At 74.3% G+C, this 18,740-nt stretch carries 12 protein-coding genes; 3 read left to right on the forward strand and 9 right to left on the reverse strand.

What is annotated here, in order from left to right; translation table 11 throughout:
- Window positions 1–50: 50 nt before the first annotated feature.
- The 3 genes from ABFY07_RS05315 to ABFY07_RS05325 are packed head-to-tail and all read right to left on the reverse strand — an operon-like array spanning window position 51 to window position 3,713.
- A complete protein-coding gene (locus ABFY07_RS05315; RefSeq protein WP_346173318.1) occupies window positions 51–1,613 on the reverse strand; it encodes an aldehyde dehydrogenase family protein in 1,563 nt (520 codons plus the stop codon).
- Window positions 1,610–2,764 (reverse strand): acyl-CoA dehydrogenase family protein, encoded by a 1,155-nt coding sequence (locus ABFY07_RS05320; protein ID WP_346173319.1) that lies wholly within the window; start codon window positions 2,762–2,764, stop codon window positions 1,610–1,612. Before ABFY07_RS05320 ends, ABFY07_RS05315 begins: the two co-directional genes overlap by 4 nt.
- A 37-nt stretch (window positions 2,765–2,801) precedes the next feature.
- Window positions 2,802–3,713, reverse strand: coding sequence for an SDR family oxidoreductase (locus ABFY07_RS05325; protein WP_065963156.1), 912 nt, complete (start codon window positions 3,711–3,713; stop codon window positions 2,802–2,804).
- A 110-nt stretch (window positions 3,714–3,823) separates the two neighbouring features.
- On the opposite strand from ABFY07_RS05325, the gene ABFY07_RS05330 reads away from it, so the two are divergent.
- The gene (locus ABFY07_RS05330; protein ID WP_346173320.1) at window positions 3,824–4,750 is read left to right on the forward strand and encodes a cyclase family protein; all 927 of its coding nucleotides are present in this window, start codon (window positions 3,824–3,826) and stop codon (window positions 4,748–4,750) included.
- A 245-nt stretch (window positions 4,751–4,995) separates the two neighbouring features.
- Here ABFY07_RS05330 and ABFY07_RS05335 read toward each other — a convergent pair whose 3' ends face one another.
- The 3 genes from ABFY07_RS05335 to ABFY07_RS05345 all read right to left on the reverse strand — a co-directional run bounded on the left by ABFY07_RS05335 (window position 4,996) and on the right by ABFY07_RS05345 (window position 8,248).
- Complete coding sequence (locus tag ABFY07_RS05335) at window positions 4,996–5,559, reverse strand: ATP-binding protein (protein ID WP_346173321.1); 564 nt, start codon at window positions 5,557–5,559, stop codon at window positions 4,996–4,998.
- A gap of 452 nt (window positions 5,560–6,011) precedes the next feature.
- Window positions 6,012–7,076, reverse strand: a complete 1,065-nt coding sequence (locus ABFY07_RS05340; protein WP_346173436.1) for an acyl-CoA dehydrogenase family protein — start codon at window positions 7,074–7,076, stop codon at window positions 6,012–6,014.
- 8 nt (window positions 7,077–7,084) lie between these two features.
- On the reverse strand, window positions 7,085–8,248 hold the full coding sequence (locus ABFY07_RS05345) for an acyl-CoA dehydrogenase family protein (protein WP_346173322.1): 1,164 nt from the start codon (window positions 8,246–8,248) through the stop codon (window positions 7,085–7,087).
- A 184-nt stretch (window positions 8,249–8,432) separates the two neighbouring features.
- Between ABFY07_RS05345 and ABFY07_RS05350 the strand changes: the two genes are divergently transcribed.
- Window positions 8,433–10,037, forward strand: coding sequence for a class I adenylate-forming enzyme family protein (locus tag ABFY07_RS05350; RefSeq protein ID WP_346173323.1), 1,605 nt, complete (start codon window positions 8,433–8,435; stop codon window positions 10,035–10,037).
- 25 nt (window positions 10,038–10,062) lie between these two features.
- Here ABFY07_RS05350 and ABFY07_RS05355 read toward each other — a convergent pair whose 3' ends face one another.
- Both ABFY07_RS05355 and ABFY07_RS05360 read right to left on the reverse strand, forming a co-directional pair.
- The gene (locus tag ABFY07_RS05355) at window positions 10,063–13,347 is read right to left on the reverse strand and encodes a protein kinase (RefSeq protein WP_346173324.1); all 3,285 of its coding nucleotides are present in this window, start codon (window positions 13,345–13,347) and stop codon (window positions 10,063–10,065) included.
- A 145-nt stretch (window positions 13,348–13,492) separates the two neighbouring features.
- The gene (locus tag ABFY07_RS05360; RefSeq protein ID WP_346173325.1) at window positions 13,493–15,484 is read right to left on the reverse strand and encodes a serine/threonine-protein kinase; all 1,992 of its coding nucleotides are present in this window, start codon (window positions 15,482–15,484) and stop codon (window positions 13,493–13,495) included.
- 162 nt (window positions 15,485–15,646) lie between these two features.
- On the opposite strand from ABFY07_RS05360, the gene ABFY07_RS05365 reads away from it, so the two are divergent.
- Window positions 15,647–16,915, forward strand: coding sequence for a serine hydrolase domain-containing protein (locus ABFY07_RS05365; protein ID WP_346173326.1), 1,269 nt, complete (start codon window positions 15,647–15,649; stop codon window positions 16,913–16,915).
- A gap of 32 nt (window positions 16,916–16,947) precedes the next feature.
- Here ABFY07_RS05365 and ABFY07_RS05370 read toward each other — a convergent pair whose 3' ends face one another.
- A complete protein-coding gene (locus tag ABFY07_RS05370) occupies window positions 16,948–18,654 on the reverse strand; it encodes a glycerol-3-phosphate dehydrogenase/oxidase (RefSeq protein WP_346173327.1) in 1,707 nt (568 codons plus the stop codon).
- Between the last annotated feature and the right edge of the window lie 86 nt (window positions 18,655–18,740).

Consider the following 18,740-nt stretch of genomic DNA (forward strand, 5'->3'; position numbering starts at 1 on the left):
CTTCCCGTCCCTCGTCCGGCCCCGCTTCTGGCACCCGGGCCGGGCCGGTCTCACGAAGCCCAGACCAGCGACTGGAGTTCGCTGTACGCGTGCAGGCCGAACGAGCCGCCGTCGCGTCCCACCCCGCTGTGCTTGAAGCCGCCGAACGGCGTCTCGGGGTGGCGCTGGACGGTGTTGATGCCGACGTTGCCGCTGCGCAGGCGGGCGGCGAGGGCCCAGGCGCGGCCCGCGTCGGCGCTGAAGACGTAGTCGTACAGGCCGTACGGGGTGGAGCAGGCGATGCGGACCGCCTCGTCCTCGTCCTCGAAGGGGAGGGCGACGACGACCGGGCCGAAGATCTCCTCCTGCGCGACGGTCATGTCGGGGGTCGCGTCGGTGATCAGGGCGGGGGCGACATAGAAGCCGGGCTCGGCGGCAGGCCGTTCGCCGCCCACCGCGATCCGGGCGCCCTGCTCACGGGCGCCGGCGAGGTACGCCTCGACGCGGTCGCGTTGGGCCGCGGAGATCAGCGGGCCGACGATCGTGGAGTTATCCACAGGGTCCCCGACCGTCAGCGATCTCGCATACCGTGTGAGTGCGGCGATGACCTTCTCGTACAGCGATCGATGGACGAGCACGCGGGTCGGCGCCGTGCAGATCTGCCCGCTGTGGAAGGACCAGGTCGAACCGACCGCCCCGACCGCCGACTTGATCACCGACTCGTCGGCGTCCCCAAGGACGATGGCCGCGCCCTTGCCCCCGAGCTCCATCAGGGTGCGCTTCATCGAGTGGCCTGCGGATTCGGCGATCTTCCTTCCCACGGCGGTGGAGCCGGTGAAGCTGACCATGTCGACACCGGGGTGCGCCACGAGTGCCTCGCCCGCGGCCGCGCCCGACCCGGTGACGACATTGAAGACACCGTCCGGGAGCCCGGCCTCCTTCAGCAGGGGGCCGAGTTCCAAACAGCACAGGGGGTCCTGCGGGGCCGGTTTGGCGACGACCGTATTGCCCATCGCCAGGGCCGGGGCGACCTTGCCCGCGAGGTTGGCGAGGGGAAAGTTGTAGGAGGTGATACAGCCCACCACACCCATGGGGCGGCGGATAGCGGCCGCGCCGATGAGCCCGCCGGGAGCCAGCGGCGTGGCGGCCACGGGCACGGGAGCGAGCGGGACCGTGTCGGGCTCGACGGCGCCGCGCGCGTACCGGCGGAAGCGGTCGGCGGCCGGGGGCACCTGCATGGCCCTGGCGACGCGCAGGGTCGCACCGGTCTCGGCCTGGGCGAGCGGGACCAGGTCGGGGGCGTGTTCGGCGATCAGGGCGGCGGCGCGGTCGAGCACGGCGGCGCGCTCACGGCGGGCGGTGCGCGCCCACCCCTCGTAGGCGTCCCGTGCCGCGCTCACGGCGGCGTCGACGTCGGCCGCGTCGGCCTCCGGGGCGTGGCCGACGGTCTGCTCGGTGGCGGGATTGGTGACCGGATAGTGGCCCGGTCCGGGCCGCCGCCAGCCGCCGCCGATCCAGTGCCCGTACGCCGCCCGGCCCTGCCCCGCCCGTGCCTGCCGCGCCCGTGCCTGCGCCGCCCGTCCCTGCCCCGCTCGCGCGGGCGCGCTGTCCGTCTTCGGCCCGTCCGTGTTCATCCGCGTGATTCCTTAGGGAGGTTGAGAACGCGCTCGGCGATGATGTTCCGCTGGATCTCGTCCGAGCCGCCGTAGATGGTGTCGGCGCGGGAGAAGAGGAAGAGGCGCTGCGCGTCGTCGAGTGCGTACGGCCGGTCGGCGGTCCACCGCTCGGGACCGAGCGCGGCCGCGGCGCCCCTCACCCGCACGGCCAGTTCGCCAAGCCGCTGGTGCCAGCCGCCCCACAGCAGCTTGGCGACGCTGGGCGCGCCGGGGTCCTGCGCCCCGCCCAGGGTCCGCAGCGCGTTCCAGCGCATGGTCTTCAGCTCGGCCCACTGACGGGTGAGCCGGTCGCGCAGCACGGGGTCGGCGGCGGCGCCGGTGCACAGGGCCAGCCGCACGACCCGGTCGAGCTCCCGGGCGAAGCCGATCTGCTGGGCGAAGGTGGAGACGCCGCGCTCCGTGGCGAGCAGACCCATGGCGACGCGCCAGCCCTGGCCGGCGCCGCCGACGAGGTGTTCGGCGCGTGCCACCGCGCCGTCGAAGAAGACCTCGTTGAACTCGGCGTCGCCGGTCAGCTGCCGGATCGGGCGCACCTCGACCCGGCCGGGCTGGTCCATCGGTACGAGAAGAAAGGAGAGACCGTGATGGCGGTGTGAGTCTTCCTCGGTGCGCGCCAGCACGAAGCACCAGTCGGCCTCCTGGGCCAGGGAGGTCCAGATCTTCTGTCCGGTGACGCGGTAGGTGCCGTCGCCCGGGTCGCGGACGGCGCGGGTCCGCACCCCGGCGAGGTCCGATCCGGCCCCGGGCTCGCTGTAGCCCTGGCACCACAGCTCCTCGCCACGGGCCACGGGGGGCAGGAAGCGGGCGCGCTGGGCGTCGTCGCCGTGGGCGAGCAGGGTCGGGGCGAGGAGGTTCTCGCCGATGTGGCCGAGCCGGGCGGGGGCCCCGGCACGGGCGTACTCCTCGGCCCAGACGACCTGCTGGGTCAGGGTGGCGGGCCGGTTGCCGTAGGTGCCGTGCGTACGGTCCCAGCCGAGCCCGATCCAGCCGCCGGCGCCCAGCTCCCGCTCCCAGGCGCGGCGGTCCGCCGCTCCGTTGGCGTGCTCGCCGAGCCAGTCGCGGGCGCGGGTGCGAAAGCGTTCGTCGTCCGGTCCGAAAGCGAAGTCCACGGCTTCTCCCGTCTCCGTCCCGCGCCCGCGGGGCCGGTCACGCGTTGGGGCGTTGGCCCTCGGCCGCGGCCTTGGCCATGGCGTCGAGCTGCGCGAGCATCGGCATGGGGTCGGTCCCGACCGTGCCCGGGAGGAAGTCGGCGATCTTCTCCGGGGTCCAGGCGCCTTCCGCGTATCCGGCGCGCAGCTCCCGCGGCTGGGCCCAGACCGCGATCTTGGGTCCCGCGATCGTGTAGACCTGTCCGGTGATCTTCTCGTCCCGTGCCCGGTCGCTCAGCAGATAGACGACCAGCGCCGCGACGTCCTCCGGCTCGCCGATCTCCTTGAGCTCCATGGGCACGTTGGCCGACATCCGGGTCCGGGCGACCGGCGCGACGCAGTTCGCGGTCACCCCGTACTTGTGGAGGCCCAGCGCGGCGCTGCGCACCAGGGAGATGATCCCGCCCTTGGCGGAGGCGTAGTTGGCCTGCGCCACGCTGCCCTGGTGGTTGCCGCTGGTGAAGCCGATCAGGGTGCCGGAGCGCTGGGCGCGCATCACCGCGGAGGCCGCCCGGAAGACCGTGAAGGTGCCCTTGAGGTGGGTGGCGACGACGGGGTCCCACTCCTCCTCGGTCATGTTGAAGAGCATCCGCTCGCGCAGGATCCCGGCGACGCACACCACGCCGTCGAGCCGCCCGTAGTGCTGGAGCGCGGTGTCGACGATCCGCTGCCCGCCCGCCATGGTGGAGACGTCGTCGGCGACGGCCACCGCCGTGCCGCCCGCCGCCTCGATCTCCTTGACGGCCGCCTCGGCGACCTCGCTGCTGGGTTCGCCGCCCTCGATCGAGACCCCGTAGTCGTTGACGACGACCTGGGCCCCTTCGGCCGCGCACGCCATAGCCACGGCCCGGCCGATGCCGCGCCCGGCCCCGGTGACGGCGACCACCTTGCCGGCCAAGAAGTTCCCCACGCCGCGTCCCCTCCCGGAGTATCTGACGGTCCGTTAGATTTTTGAGCAGACGCGGCCCGAGTACAAGCCCCCGGCGGAAACCCGACCGGAAGCCGAACCGAGGAGGTTCCATGGCCCTGCCGCCCGAATTCCACGACATCGCCAAACGCGTCAACAACTGGGGCCGCTGGGGGGAGGCGGACGAGATCGGCACGCTCAACCTGATCACCGACGAGGTGGTCAGGGACGCCGCGGCGACCATACGCAGCGGCCGCCGCATCCCGCTCGCGGTGCCGCTCCAGCAGGACGGGGTGCAGACCGGGGTCATCCCGGGCCGGGTCAACCCGCTGCACACCATGGTCGCCGTCAACCTGGAGATGTTCGGCCCGGACACCGTGGCCACCAGCGACGACGCGGTGACGATGGGGCTACAGGCGGGCACCCACTGGGACGGGCTGACCCATGTCTCGCACTCGGGCCGGATCTACAACGGCCGCCCCGCCGGCTCTGTCACCGCCCACGGCCGCGCCGCCTTCAGCGGCATCGACAAGGCGCGGCACATCGTCTCGCGTGGGGTACTCCTCGACGTCGCCCGCGCCCGCGGGCTCGACCGGCTCCCCGACGGCCACGCCGTCACGCCCGAGGACCTGGAGGCCGCCGAGGCGCTGGCGAGGACCACCGTCCGCCCCGGCGACATCGTGCTGGTGCGCACCGGCCAGATCCGGCGCTATCTCGCGGGCGAGAAGGAGGCGTACGCCTTCCCGTCCCCCGGGCTGTCCCTGCGCACCCCGGAGTGGTTCCACGCCCGGGACGTGGCCGCGGTCGCCAACGACACCCTCACCTTCGAGATCTTCCCCCCGGAGATCGAGAACCTGTGGCTGCCGGTCCACGCCCTGGATCTCGTCGAGATGGGGATGCAGCAGGGCCAGAACTGGAATCTGGAGGGGCTGTCGGAGGCCTGCGCGGAGGAGGGGCGCTACACGTTTCTGCTGTCGGCCACGCCCGAGCCCTTCGTCGGCGGCGCGGGGAGCCCCGTCGCACCCGTGGCGGTCCTGTAGTCCCGCCGAGAGTTCGGGGACGGGGGCGAGGGACGGGTCTGTCGGGCGGCGGCGCGCTCATGCGCACCCCGAGCACGGCACCGCGCACCGCCACCCGGCTCCGGCGCCGATGCCCTGTCACGCGCCGGGCAGCGACCCGCACTCGCCGAGGAACCGGCCCGGGAGCACACGGCCCCCAGGAGCCCCGGAGTCCTCGACGTCCCCTCGCGACGAATCGCCGATCCTAGAGTGATCAAGCAACCACATCACGTCAACACCTGGTCTGGACTTTGTCGACTACGCCCGATTTGTGACGGCGCATGGGGGCTCGTGCGCCCCGTCAGGGCCACGTCCTCATGCGTTCCGTACGCTCCAAGTCCCCCACGGGTACCTCGGTCCACCTCGCACCAGATGCGCTTGCCCTCGCCCTCCGGGTGCCAGCCCCACCGGTCCGCCAGACCGTCGACCAGCTCCAGGCCGCGCCCGTTGGTGGCGTCCTCGCTCGCGCACCGCCGCCGCGGCGCCCGGTCGCTGGTGTCGGCGACCTCGACCCGGACCGTGCCGCAGCCCGGCCCACGACCGCCCCGGCCGCCGGCGCCTGGGCCGCCGCCCTCGCCCTGCGCGGGGAAGAGCATGCGCAGCACCGCAGGGCAGCCCGTGTGCACCACGGCGTTGGTCACGAGCTCCGAAATCAGCAGGATCAGCGTCTCGGCAAGCGGCTCGTCCACCCCTATCCCGGACCCGGCGAGCCGCGAACGCGCCCACCGACGGGCACGACTCACCTCCGCGGGGTCGGGCCGGACCTCCATCTGCATCTGAAGCACCTGCACCGCTCACACCATCCGAACCGGCGGACACATCGCCTCGTACCTCCAAGAGGTCACGGAACGTGACTCCCCTGCGAGACAGCATGGTTGACGTACAGTCACCCCAACAAGCGCTTCGGTCATATTCCAGCGCCAAGGAGTATGCATGCGGCATACTGTGCGACGCGCGCTGCTGGGAGTCGAACACCGGGGCGCCAGGTGGGCACACCCCGTGTGAGCGGGGCACATCGGCATGCCCGGAGTCGCCCCACGGGCCACACCGGGATCGCCGCACCTCAAAACCGCTCGCACGCAACGGAGAGTACCGGAGCGCGGGCCCGACTCCCTCGTGTGACGAGTCACGCCTAGGAAACAACCCGGTATCAACGCTCGGTCACCTCTAGACCCTGGGGATTCCCCCAGGAATCGCGACATCTGAACAATTCAGGCGTTTCCACGAAGTCGGGCGACAAACCTCATACGCCGAAGCGCAGCAGCCCGGCCGCCAGTTCCTCCTCGGCATCGGCCGCCCTCTGCCACTGTTCGGCCCGCACCCAGGCCCGCTTGAGGTGCAGATGGACATCGGCCTCCCAGGTGAAGCCCATCCCTCCATGGACCTGTAGGCAGTCCCGGGCGTTATGGACCGCGGCCTCGTCGGCCAGCAGCTTGGCGGCGGCCACTTCACCCGCGTCTTCTGTGACCGCGGCGGCGTAAACCACGCTTCTGGCCGTTTCCGCGCGCACCAGCATCCCGGCGCACAGGTGCTGCACGGCCTGGAAGGCGCCGATCGGGCGGCCGAACTGGAAGCGCTCCCGGGCGTGGCGCACGGCCATCTCGACCGTACGGGCGGCGCTGCCCATTTGCAGGGCGGCGGTCAGCAGCACCGCCTCCCGGCGGAACCGGCCGACTGGCCGCCCCGGCCCGGCCGGCCGGGCCGGGGCGGCCAGTCGGCCCGGGTACGCCACACGGTCCGGGCAGGGCACACGGCCCGGGTACGCCACGCGGTCCGGGTGGGGCACGCGATGCAGCGGGGTCGTCGGGTCCACGGACCGTACCGGCCGCGCAGCGCGGGCGAGTCCGGCGGCGGGCAGCGCCTCGATGTCGCCGTCGTCGGGGGCGCCGATCGCCAGCACGGCGTCGGCGGACGCCAGATGCTCGACCAAGGCCCCCGCCCCGTCCACCACCCCGACCCCGTCCCCCGCCGTGTCCAGCGCCGTGACCACGGCCCGGCCCTCGGCCGCACCCTCCACCACCCCGGCCGCCAGGTGCGTGGCGACCAGCGGCCCGGGCAGCAGCGCCCGGCCGGCCTCCTCGAAGGCCAGCACCGCCTCCGGCAGGCCGAGCCCCACCCCGCCGTCCGCCTCCCGCAGCCGCAGGGCGAAGAACCCGGCGCCGCCCAGCTCCCGCCACAGCGCCCGGTCCACGCCGGGCGGCCCGCCGTCCACGGCCGCCCGGAGCCGCTCCCGGGGTAACCGCCCCTCCAGCAGTTCGCGGACGCCCGCCCGCAGCGCCCGCTGGTCATCCGTGAGCCGGAAGTCCACGCGCTGGCTCACCGTCCCTTCGGCAGGCCGAGGATGCGCTCGGCGACGATGTTGTGCTGGATCTGGGAGGTGCCCGCCGCGATGGTGTACGAGAGCGAGGACAACCGGTCAGCCACCCACGGGTGGCCCGCGTCCAGCGCCCCGGCGCCCAACACCTCGGCGGCCGCGTCGTACAGTTCCTGCCGCGCGTGCGAATAGCGCAGCTTGAAGACCGAGCCGCCGGTCCCCGGCACCCCGCCGGCGCGCTGCGCCTCGCTCACGTTCCACTGGGTGAGCCGCCACAGCGCGGTGAACTCGGCCGCGAGCCGCCCCAGCCGGCGGCGCAGCACCGGGTCGTCCCACCGCCCGCCCGCCTTCGCCTCGCGCGCGAGGGCCGCCAGCACCCGGCGGCAGGCCACCACCTCGCCCACGAACGCCGTGCCGCGTTCGAAGGAGAGGGTCACCATCGTCACCCGCCAGCCGTCGTTCTCCGCCCCGATCCGATGGGCGACCGGCACCCGCACCTCGTCCAGGAACACCTCGGCGAACTCCGCGGTGCCGGCGAGCGTGCGCAGCGGCCGCACGGTGACCCCCGGCGCGTCCATGGGCATCGCCAGCCAGGAGATGCCGCGGTGCGGGGGCGCCCCGTCGCCGGCCGGAGCGGTGCGGACCAGCAGTTCGCACCAGTCGGCGACCTCGGCGTGCGAGGTCCAGATCTTGCTGCCGGTGACGACGTAGGAGTCGCCGTCCCGCACCGCCCTGGTGCGCAGCGAGGCCAGGTCGGAGCCGGCCTCCGGCTCGGAGAAGCCCTGGCACCAGACCTCGTCCCCGCGCAGGATCGGCGGCAGCCAGCGGGCCCGCTGCTCGGCGTCGCCCTCGGCGGCGATGGTGGGGCCCGCATGGAGCAGCCCGACGAAATTGGCGCCCACGTAGGGCGCTCCGGCCCGTTCGGTCTCCTCCAGGAAGATCAGGTGCTGAGTGGGGGTGGCCCCCTGGCCTCCGGCGTCCTCGGGCCAGTGCAGCCCGGCGTAGCCCGCGTCGTACAGCATGCGCTGCCAGCCGCAGTCGTACGCGCGGCGGGCGGGCCAGTCGGCGGGGTCCGGGGGGTCGGGCAGCTTGGGCAGGACCTCGGCGAGCCAGGCGCGCAGCCGCCGCCGGAAGTCCTCCTCTGCCTCCGTGCAGTCGAGATCCATCCGAGCCCCCTCACCCTCCATGGATCTGCGCGAATTGGATCTGCGCGAATCTGACTGCCCGTCAGATTTATCGCAAGACTAACCGCGCGAGCCCTGGACCGACAAGGCGCCGGGTTTTACGCTCGAACAATCTGACTAGTCGTCAGATACGTCAGCCCAATGGCGCGCGCCCCGGGAGGCCGGCATGACCGACACCGCCCAGGAAACCCACACGGCGCACGAAACCGACATCGCGCGGCAGCTCGGCACATCGGCGACGCTGTGGGAACTGGTCGAGCGGCGCGCCGCGCTCACCCCCGACGCCCCCGCCCTGCTGCAGGCCGCCGCCTACGCCCGCGACGACCGGCGGGTGACCTTCCGCGCGCTGCGCACCCGCGCCGAGCGCACCGCCGCCGGGCTGTACGGGCTGGGGGTGCGCCCCGGCAGCCGCGTCGCCTGGCAGCTGCCCACCCGCGTCGAAACGGTCGTCCTCGCCCTGGCGCTGGCCCGTCTGGGCGCCCTGCAGACCCCGCTCATCCCGTTCTACCGCGACCGGGAGGTCGGCTTCGCGCTGCGCGCCTCGGGCGCCCGCTTCCTCGCCGTCCCCGGCCGCTGGCGAGGCTTCGACCACACCGCGATGGCCCACCGCCTCGCCGCGGCGCTGCCCGACCCGCCCCTGGTCTTCGAGGCGTACGACACCCTCCCGGAGGCCGACCCGGCGGCCGTGCCGCTGCCCCCGCCGCCCGCCGACGGGACCGCCGTCCGCTGGATCTACTGGACCTCCGGCACCACCTCCGAACCCAAGGGCGTGCTGCACACCGACCGCAGTCTGATCGCGGCCGGGGCCTGCCTGGCCCACGCGCTGCGGCTGCGCCCCGACGACGTCGGCTCCATGGCCTTCCCGTACGCCCATGTGGCCGGGCCCGACTACACCGTGATGCTGCTGATGTACGGTTTCCCCGCCGTGCTGCTGGAGCACTTCGCGCTGCCCGACTCGCTCGCCGCCTACCGGCGGCACAGGGTCACGGTCGCGGGCGGCAGCACCGCCTTCTACTCGATGTTCCTCGCCGAACAGCGCAAGGACCCCTCCCGCAGGATCGTCCCCACCCTGCGGCTGCTGGCCGGGGGCGGCGCCCCCAAGCCGCCCGAGCTGTACTACGAGGTCGTCCGCGAGCTGGGCTGCCGGCTCACCCACGGCTACGGCATGACCGAAGCCCCCATGATCACCATGGGCGCGCCGGACGACACCCCCCATCACCTCGCGACCACCGAAGGGCGACCGCCGGCGGCCATGGAAATCCGCATCGTGGACCGGGACGGACGCCCGCTGCCCCCAGGGGTCGACGGAGAGGTACGGCTGCGCGGCGAGGCCGTCTGCGCCGGTTATCTGGACGAGGCCCAGACCCGGGCGGCGTTCGACGCCGACGGCTTCCTCATCACCGGCGACCTCGGCCACCTCACCGAAGACGGCTATCTCGTCCTCACCGGCCGCGCCAAGGACGTCATCATCCGCAAGGGCGAGAACATCTCCGCCCAGGAGGTCGAGCGACTCCTCTACGAACACCCCGGCGTCGGCGATGTCGCCGTGATCGGCCTGCCCGATGCCGAGCGCGGCGAGCTGGTGTGCGCCGTTGTCGAGCAGCCCCCCGACGCGGAACCGCTCACCCTTGAGGACGCGGTCTCGTATCTGCGCGCCCAAGGGCTGTCCGTGCACAAGCTGCCCGAACGGCTCGAAATCGTCGATGCGCTGCCACGCAACGACACCCTCCGCAAGGTGCTCAAGTACAAGCTGCGGGAACGGTTCGGCTGACCGGTGCCAGGGGCCCGACGCTCGGTCAGCCGCTCGTCGTGCTGTACGTCGCCGTGGCCTGCTCGAAGTAGCGAGCCACCGCGCGGCGCTCGTCGGCCGGTCCGATGACCAGCACGACGTGGTACCGGCCGCCGATGAGCATCGCCAGATTGCGCGCGTACACATCGCGGCCGCTGCTGTCCCGCCAGCTGAACTCGCCCTCGGCCATCGCCGTCCGCCCCACGTCTATCCGGCGCAGCCCGGAGGACGACGCCCAGGAGGAGGCGCGGAACGCCGCCAGCTCGGGCTCCTTGTTCTGCTGGTACGCCATGGGATCCGCGCCGAACTCGGACGCCTTGTCCCGCCCCGCCACCACCAGCAGCTCGAAGTCGCCGCCGACATAGCGGATCTGGCCGCGGGTGTTCTCCCCGCGCCGGGTCCAGGACTCGTCCACCGCGACCTTGAACCCCTTCGGGTCGTTGCGGACCACGAAGCCCTTCGCCAGCCCGGCGGGCGGCGTGGACTGCGGCTGCTGGTCGTCCGGGGAGGAGGTGCCCGAACCCGTCCCGTCCCCGCTCGGCTTTCCGGCCGACGGCTCCCGCGAGGCGCTGGGCGCGTCGCTCCGGGAGCCCGCCGTGCCCGTACGGTCCTGCCCGTTCTTCTCGCCGTCCTTCGGCATGAACAGCATCGCGTACAGCACCGCCGCCGCCAACGCCAGCAGTATCAGCGTGAGCAGCACCCGCCCCAGCCGGCGCGGGCGGCGCTCACGCGTCTGCTTGCCGCGCTTGTGCCGGCCGTGCGCGGCGACCGGCGCCGCCGCCCGGCCCCGGCGCACCAGCCAGCCGCGGCGGCGCACGATGGGCAGCCGCCGGGGGTCGGACGCACCGCCCGGCCCCGTGGACGGCACCGTGACCGTGCTGCTGCCGACGTCCGGCTCCGGCGCCGACCGGATCAGCGACCGCAGCCAGCCCCGCAGCTCCTCGAAGTCCGGCCGCTCGGTGGGGTCCTGGCGCATCAGCGACTCGACCACCGGGCGCAGCGGGCCGCACTCCTCCGCGTACGCGGGCGCCTCGGAGCACACCAGCTGCACCAGCTCTGCCGCGCTCTCCTCCGGGTAGGGGGCGTGGCCCTGCACCGCGCGGAACAGCAGCACGCCCACCGCCCACAGGTCGGCCGCCGGGCCGACGGGCGGCGCAAGCCGCCAGTTCTCGTGCACCGGAACCGCCTGTTCGGGCGCCCACCGCTCGGTGACGGCCCCGACCACGACGATCCGCGCCTGCCGCGCGCGTTCGGCGGCGAGCGCCGTCGCGGGCCCGCGCCGCGCGCCCTGACCGCCCGCCGCGTCGTCGTCCCACGAGCCCGCGCGACCGGGGGTCCGGTCGGCGCCGCCCCGATCAGCCCCCGGCACTCCGGGCCACGAGCCGCCGGCGGGGGCGATGTCCGGGACGCCGTACGACGCCTGGGACGGCTGCCGGTTCGGGTCGGCGTAAGGCGCCGGGACCGCCCGCCGGTCCGGGGCCGGGCCGTTGGGGGCGGTCGGTCGGCCTGGGTCGATGTACAGCGCCCGGCCCGTGTCCGGGTGCCGGTCGGCCCGGCGCGGGGCCGGGCTCGCGCTGCGGTCTGTCTGAGCACCCGGATCGGCCTGAGCACCCGGATCGGCCTGCCGGTTCGGACCGGGTCGGTTCGGACCGGCGTACCGGTCCAGGTCGGCGTACGGCACCGGGGCGGCGTACGGGCTCCGGTCGGCCTGGCTGTTCGGCGCCGGGCCCGCGTCCCGGTCATTCCGCCGGCCCGCGCCGGCGTAGGGGTCCGAGGCGGCGGCGCCGTCGGTGTCGGTCGCGGGGCGCGGCGCGCCTTCCGCACGCTCGGACGCGGGGCCGCTCCGGCCGTCGGCCACGCCGGGGCGCGCGATACGGGGCGCGGGGCCCTCGACATGCGCCCGCGCGGCGGCGCGGGCGCCCGCCGCATAGGCGGCGATCGCGCTGGCACGTACGGCGCGCGCGGCGGTGCCCTGCGGGTCGCCGGGCGCCGGGGTGACTGGGTGGCCCTCGGAGGCCTGTTCACCCGACCGGGCCCCGGGTACGCCCCGGCCGGCGCCCTGCGTGCTGTCCGGGTCGTCCGGAGTGCTCACGCCGGTCGGGCCGTCCGGCCGCCCGTCTTCGACGCGCTCGGCGGGCCGCCACTCCGACCCCGGGGGGAGCCGCAACGCGGGTCCGGCGGAGGGCTGTTCGAGCGCACCGCGCGGCCCGGGGAGCACGCCCGCCGGACCGCCCTGCGGGCCGGGGCGCGACTCGCCCTCATCCGGCGCCGTATCCCGAACACCCGAAGCACCAGGCGCACCCGAAGCGCCAGGCCCACCCGAAGCGCCAGGCGCGCCCAAAGCACCCGGCGCACCAGGCGCGTCCGCCGCGCCCGGCGCACCGGGTGCGCGCGGGGCGGGGAAGCCGTCCACCGCGATCTGGTCGCGGTAGAGCGGCCCTGTCACCCGGCGGGGGAAGCCGCCCGGCAGCGAGGCATCGCCCTCCCCGGAAAGCTCCTCGCCGGCCGCGCCGGTCCCGCCGACCGCGTCGCCCGCGCCCCCGGCACCCTCCCCACGGTCCGCGCCGTCGTACGCGCCCTCGTCCGCCTCCGCCGGGGCGGAAAGCCCGCCCCGCTCCGGCCAGTCGGCCGCGTCGGCCGGGTCGTCCTGGTCGGCCGCGTCGACCGGGTCGGCCTGCGGCCGGGGCACCGGGTCGTAGCCGCACAGGGCCTCCTCCGCGGCGCCCGCCGCGAGCCCGGTGAGCATGGCACGCCCGTCGTCGCAGACCAGGACGGTCCGGGCGGTGATGTTGCGGTGGATCCAGCCGTCGGCGTGCAGGGCGCGCAGCGCGGTGAGGATGTCGTGGGCGAGTTCGGCGGCCCGGTACGGGGACAGCGGCCGCTCCGCGAGCAGCGCGGCCAGCGGTCGGCCCGCGACCAGTTCGCTGACGATCCACAGGCTCCCGGCCTCTACGAAGACGTGGAAGACCTGGTCGAGCCGTGGGTGGTCGGGCACCCGCGCGGCCGCCGTCGCGGCCTCGACGGCGCGGCGCACCGCCGGGTCGGCGCCGCCGCGGCCGCCGCGCCCCATGCCGTACGCGCCGGTCCCGCGCCCCGGAGCGGCGCCCGGGTAGCGCCCGTCGTCGCCGACGACCTCCGCCTCGACGGTCTCCGGGAGCGGTATCTGCCTGAGGTGGACTTCCTGTCCGCTGTAGGTGTCGAAGGCGCGGGTCTCGACGAGCTCGTACTCATCGGCCGGCGGCAGGGGCAGGCGATAGCGGTCGGCGAGAACCCGACCCGCGTATTCGTCCACGACGCCTCCCCGAGCACGCGCTGCACACCCTCATCCGCACCGCACGACACCGTCAACCACAGGGGTTTTTCCCGCCCTTGCCGCTGCGCACGGTCCACGGCCTCTCACGATACGTGCCCGGGGCGCGCCGTGCCGACCGGAGTGCTCAGTCCGTGACGTCGAAGGTGTCGAACGCCGTGTCGCGCAGCGTCTTGCACTCCTTGTCGTCCCACTTGCTCTTCTCGCAGGTGATCATGATGGCGAAGCCATGGCTGCCGTCCACCCGGAAGCCGCGGTTGAGCACCCGGACCCGCTTGCCGTCCTTGCGGTCGCGCTCGAACTGCCAGTCGGCGACCGTCGGGTAACCGTGCCACTTGACCGACTCGATGCCGATGAGCCTGTAGCCGGGCGTGGTCCTGCTCACCTGGCCCTCGCTCTTGCGCCACTCCGCCGCCGCGTCGGACTTCGGGGAGTCGGTGAAGTCGACCTGGATCCGCGGGACCTCGGGCCCGCCGTAGTAGATCTTGCTGCCGCCGTAGGTACCGGGGTGAACCTTCCACCCCTTGGGCATCGCCATGGTGAACGGGAAGTCGGAGCTCTTGACGGTCTCGTACCCGCCCGGCAGCGAGCCCTTGCCGCCGCTGTCGTCGCCGCCCTTGCCCTTGCCGCCGCTCCCGTCGGCGTCCCCGTTCCCGTCCTTGCCCTTGTCATTGTCCGAGCTTCCGGAGCCGCCCTTGGTCGCGTCGTCCGTCGGCTTCTCGCCGGAGGTCTGGGCGTCCGGGGACCGGCCGGACTGGCCGCCGGAGTCCTTGGTGTCGCCGCCCGCGCCGGCCGAAGCCGTCGGGCGATCACCGGACTTGCCCTGGTCACCGCCGTCGTCGCCGCTCAGCGCGATCGCGAGCACCGTGCCGAGGACCGCGAGCGCCACGACCACCGCGATGATCACCAGCGTGCGCTTGGGCACCACGTCCGTGATCGGGGCGCGCGGCGGCTGCGGGGCGGGCGGGATCTCGGAGCCCGCGGCGGGGGTCGCCGCCTTGGCGGGCCTGCCGCCCGACGACGAGGACTTCTTGCCGCCGGACGCACCGGACGCACCGGACGCACCGGATTTTCCGGACGCACCCGACGCGGCCGAGCCCGCCGACCCGCCCGATCCGGTGGCGGCGGCCGCCGCCGAGGCCTTCCGTACGGACCGCAGCGCGCCCCGCACCCGCTCCGCGGCGGCGTCGGAGGCCGCGGGGGCGTCCTGGGCCGGGGCGGGCGGCAGGGACATGGTGCGGGTCGCGTCGGCGGCCGCGGGCTTCGACCGCCCCTCGTCGGGGGCGGCCAGGGCCTGGTTCAGCAGCGCCCGCGCGCCGGCGTCGTCGAGCCGCCGCTCGGGGTCCTTGGTGAGCAGCCCGTAGATGACCTCCTCCAGCACGCCCGCGTTCTTCGGCGGCTCGACGGGCTCGGTCATCACGGCGGTGAGCGTCGCTATGGCGGTGCTCTTGTCGTACGGCGGCACGCCCTCCACCGCCGCGTACAGCAGTCCGCCCAGCGACCACAGGTCGGCCGGCGGGCCGGGCTTGTGGCCGCGGGCGCGCTCGGGCGAGATGTAGGAGGGGGCGCCGACGAGCATGCCGGTGGAGGTGACGGAGGGGTCGCCCTCGACCTGCGCGATGCCGAAGTCGGTGAGCACGACGCGGCCGTCGTCGGAGATCAGGACGTTGGAGGGCTTCACGTCGCGGTGCAGGATGCCCGCCTGATGGGCGGCGCGCAGCACGTCGAGCACGGCGAGCCCCACCTCGGCGGCGCGGCGCGGGGTCAGCGGGCCGTCGTCCCGTACGACATCGGCGAGCGAGCGGCCCTCGATCAGCTCCATGACGATCCAGGGACGGTCGTCCTCGTCGACCACGTCGTAGACGGTGACCGCGCCGTTGCTGCGGATGCGGGCGATCGCTTTCGCCTCGCGCAGCGTGCGGGTGATGAGCCGTCTCTTCTCGTCCTCGTCGACGCTCGACGGGAAGCGCAGCTCCTTGACCGCGACCGTACGGCCCAACGTCTCGTCGCTCGCCCGCCAGACCGTGCCCATCCCGCCCTGGCCGAGAACTTCTCCGAGCCGGTACCGCCCGGCGAGGAGGCGTCCGGTCGAGCCCTGCGTCCGCTCCGCCTCCGACATGCGTCCCCTCTGCAAATCAACCCGCCCTGAACCCACCCTGGGAGAGCCCCCATTGTCTCTCATCCGCGGACCGGTGGAAGTCCGGGGTCCGGGGCCGGGCGTGGCGACCTCGGCCACACCTGCGAACATCTGGGTCCACCACCTGACGAAAGGCCCTCCGACATGCCGATCCGCGCCCGGTGGCGGAAGCGGCCCGGCCGCGTGACGGCCCGGGCGCTCGCGCTGGCGGCGCTCCTGGGCGCCGCCGTTCCAGGCTGCGGCGCCCCGGCGGCTCCCGGCGCGGCGGCCCCCACGCCCGGCGCGGCCCACACGCGCGGCGTCGCCGCGGCGGCCCCGCGCGCCGGCGGGGGGAACACCGAGGACGAGCTGCGCGCGGCCGTACGGCGACTGGTGGCCGGGGGCGGCGCGCCGGGCGCCGCCGCGCTCGCCCGGGACGGCGCCGGGACGCGCTTCGCCTCGGCCGGGTTCGCGGATCTGCGCACCGGGCGGCGCATTCACAAAAGCGATCGTTTCCGCGCGGGCAGCGTCACCAAGACCTTCGTCGCGACGGTGGTCCTCCAACTGGCCGGGGAGCGGAGGCTCGCCCTGGACGACACCGTGGACACCTACCTCCCCGGGCTGGTCCGCGGCCACGGCAACGACGGCCGGAAGATCACCCTCCGGCAGCTTCTCACCCACACCAGCGGCCTGTTCGACTTCGCCGCCGACCAGCGGGTGGCCCGCCGGCTGTCCGGGCCGCCGCCCGGCTCCGGCCTGACGCCACGCCGGCTGGTGCGCACCGCCGTCGCCCACCGGCCGTGGTTCGCCCCGGGCGCCGGCTGGCGCTACTCCAACACCAATTACGTCCTGCTGGGCCTGGTCGTCGAGCGCGTCACCGGCCGCACCTACGCCACCGAGACCGAGCGCCGGGTGCTGGGCCCGCTCGCCCTGCGCGGCACGTCCTTCCCCGGCACCCGCGCCACCCTCCCCGCCCCGCACGGCCGCGCCTACACCGTTCACCCCGGCAGCCCCCGCACCGGCAGCCCCCGCGGCCCCCGCCCCGCCGACCTCCGTGACGTCACCGGCCTCCGCGACGTCACCGACCTCGACCCGTCCGCGGCGGGCGCCGCCGGGGAGGCCGTCTCCACCCTGGACGACCTGGCCCGCTTCTACGGCACGCTGCTGCGCGGCGGCCTGCTGCCACCGGCGGCGCTGCGGCGGATGCGCGACACGACCGCGTCGGACGGGCGGTACGGGATGGGCCTCTTCCCGGTGCGGCTGTCCTGCGGGGTGACGCTGTGGGGCCACAACGGCCGGATCAACGGCTCGTACGTCCAGGTCGTCGCCACCCCCGGCGGCCGCCACGTCCTGGCGTACCGCCTCAACAGCGACGCCGGCCCGGCCCCCTCGGCGGAGCGGCGCCTCCTTACGGCCGAGTTCTGCCGGGGCTGACTGCTCGCGCCCCTCCCGTACCCGCCCCGGCCTCAGAGCGGGACGATGTCCGGCGCCCCCAGCCGGGCCGCGTCCGCCGTCAGGTCGTCCGGCTGGCGCTGCGACTCGCGCTCCGCCTCGACGCGCTTCTCGTAGTGCTGGACCTCCTTGTCGACCTGCTCCTGCCCCCAGCCCAGCACCGGCGCCATCAGCTCGGCGGCCTCGCGGGCGCAGCGGGTGCCGCGGTCGAACGTCTCGATGGAGATGCGGGTGCGCCGCGTCAGGACGTCGTCCAGGTGCCGGGCGCCCTCGTAGGAGGCGGCGTAGACGATCTCCGCGCGCAGATAGTCGTCGGCGTGCGTGAGCGGTTCGCCCAGGGAGGGGTCCTCGGCGATCAGCTCCAGGATCTCCTCGGCGAGCGAGCCATAGCGGTTCAGCAGGTGCTCGACGCGGGCGACGTGCAACCCGGCGCGCTGGGCGATGCGCGCCCGCGCGTTCCACAGCGCCTTGTAGCCCACGGCGCCGGCCAGCGGCACCTCCTCGGTGACGCAGGGGGCGACCCGCTGGTCGAGGCCGTGCACCGCCGCGTCCGTAGCGTCCTTGGCCATGACCCGGTAGGTGGTGTACTTGCCGCCCGCCACGACCACCAGCCCCGGGGTCACATGCGCGACCGTGTGCTCGCGCGACAGCTTGCTGGTCGCCTCCGACTCGCCGGCCAGCAGCGGGCGCAGCCCGGCGTACACGCCCTCCACGTCGTCGCGGGTGAGCGGCACCGCGAGCACCTCGTTGACGTGCTCCAGCAGATAGTCGATGTCGGCGCTGGAGGCGGCGGGGTGGGCCTTGTCGAGGTCCCAGTCCGTGTCGGTGGTGCCGACGATCCAGTGCCTGCCCCAGGGGATGACGAACAGCACGCTCTTCTCGGTGCGCAGGATCAGCCCGGTCGTGGAGTGGATGCGGTCCTTGGGCACGACCAGGTGGATGCCCTTGGAGGCGCGCACGTGGAACTGGCCCCGCTCCGCGATCAGCGCCTGGGTCTCGTCCGTCCACACCCCGGTGGCGTTCACCACCTGGCGGGCGCGCACCTCGAAGTCGCCGCCCTGCTCCAGGTCGTGGACGCGGGCGCCGACGACGCGCTCCCCCTCCCGCAGGAAGCCCACCACCCGCGCCCGGTTGGCGACATGGGCGCCGTACGAGGCGGCGGTGCGCACCAGCGTGGTGACGAAGCGCGCGTCGTCCACCTGCGCGTCGTAGTACTGCAACGCCCCGACCAGCGCGTCCTTGCGCAGACAGGGGGCGACCCGCAGGGCCCCGCGCCGGGTCAGATGGCGGTGCGCCGGCAGCCCGCGGCCGTGCCCGGAGGAGATCGACATGCCGTCGTACAGCGCCACGCCGCTGCCCGCGTACAGCCGCTCCCAGCCGCGGTGCTTGAGCGGGTAGAGGAACGGCACCGGCTTGACCAGGTGCGGGGCGAGCCGTTCCAGCAGCAGGCCGCGCTCCTTCAGCGCCTCCCGTACGAGGGCGAAGTCCAGCATCTCCAGATAGCGCAGGCCGCCGTGGATCAGCTTGCTGGACCGGCTGGAGGTGCCGGCCGCCCAGTCCCGCGCCTCGACCAGGCCGGTCGCGAGGCCCCGCGTGGCGGCGTCCAGGGCGGTGCCGGCCCCGACCACCCCGCCGCCCACGACCAGCACGTCCAGCTCCTGGTCCGCCATCCGGGCCAGCGCCTCGCCGCGCTCGGCCGGCCCCAGTGTCGGTGTCCTCACCGCTGCCTCCCGTGGTGATCGAGACGGTGATCGAGATCACACGTTCTTGATTGATTTTCCTGGCTTTCCGCTCGTGACGCCATGCC

Source organism: Streptomyces sparsogenes subsp. cuspidosporus (assembly GCF_039532705.1).
Lineage (GTDB): Bacteria > Actinomycetota > Actinomycetes > Streptomycetales > Streptomycetaceae > Streptomyces > Streptomyces sparsogenes.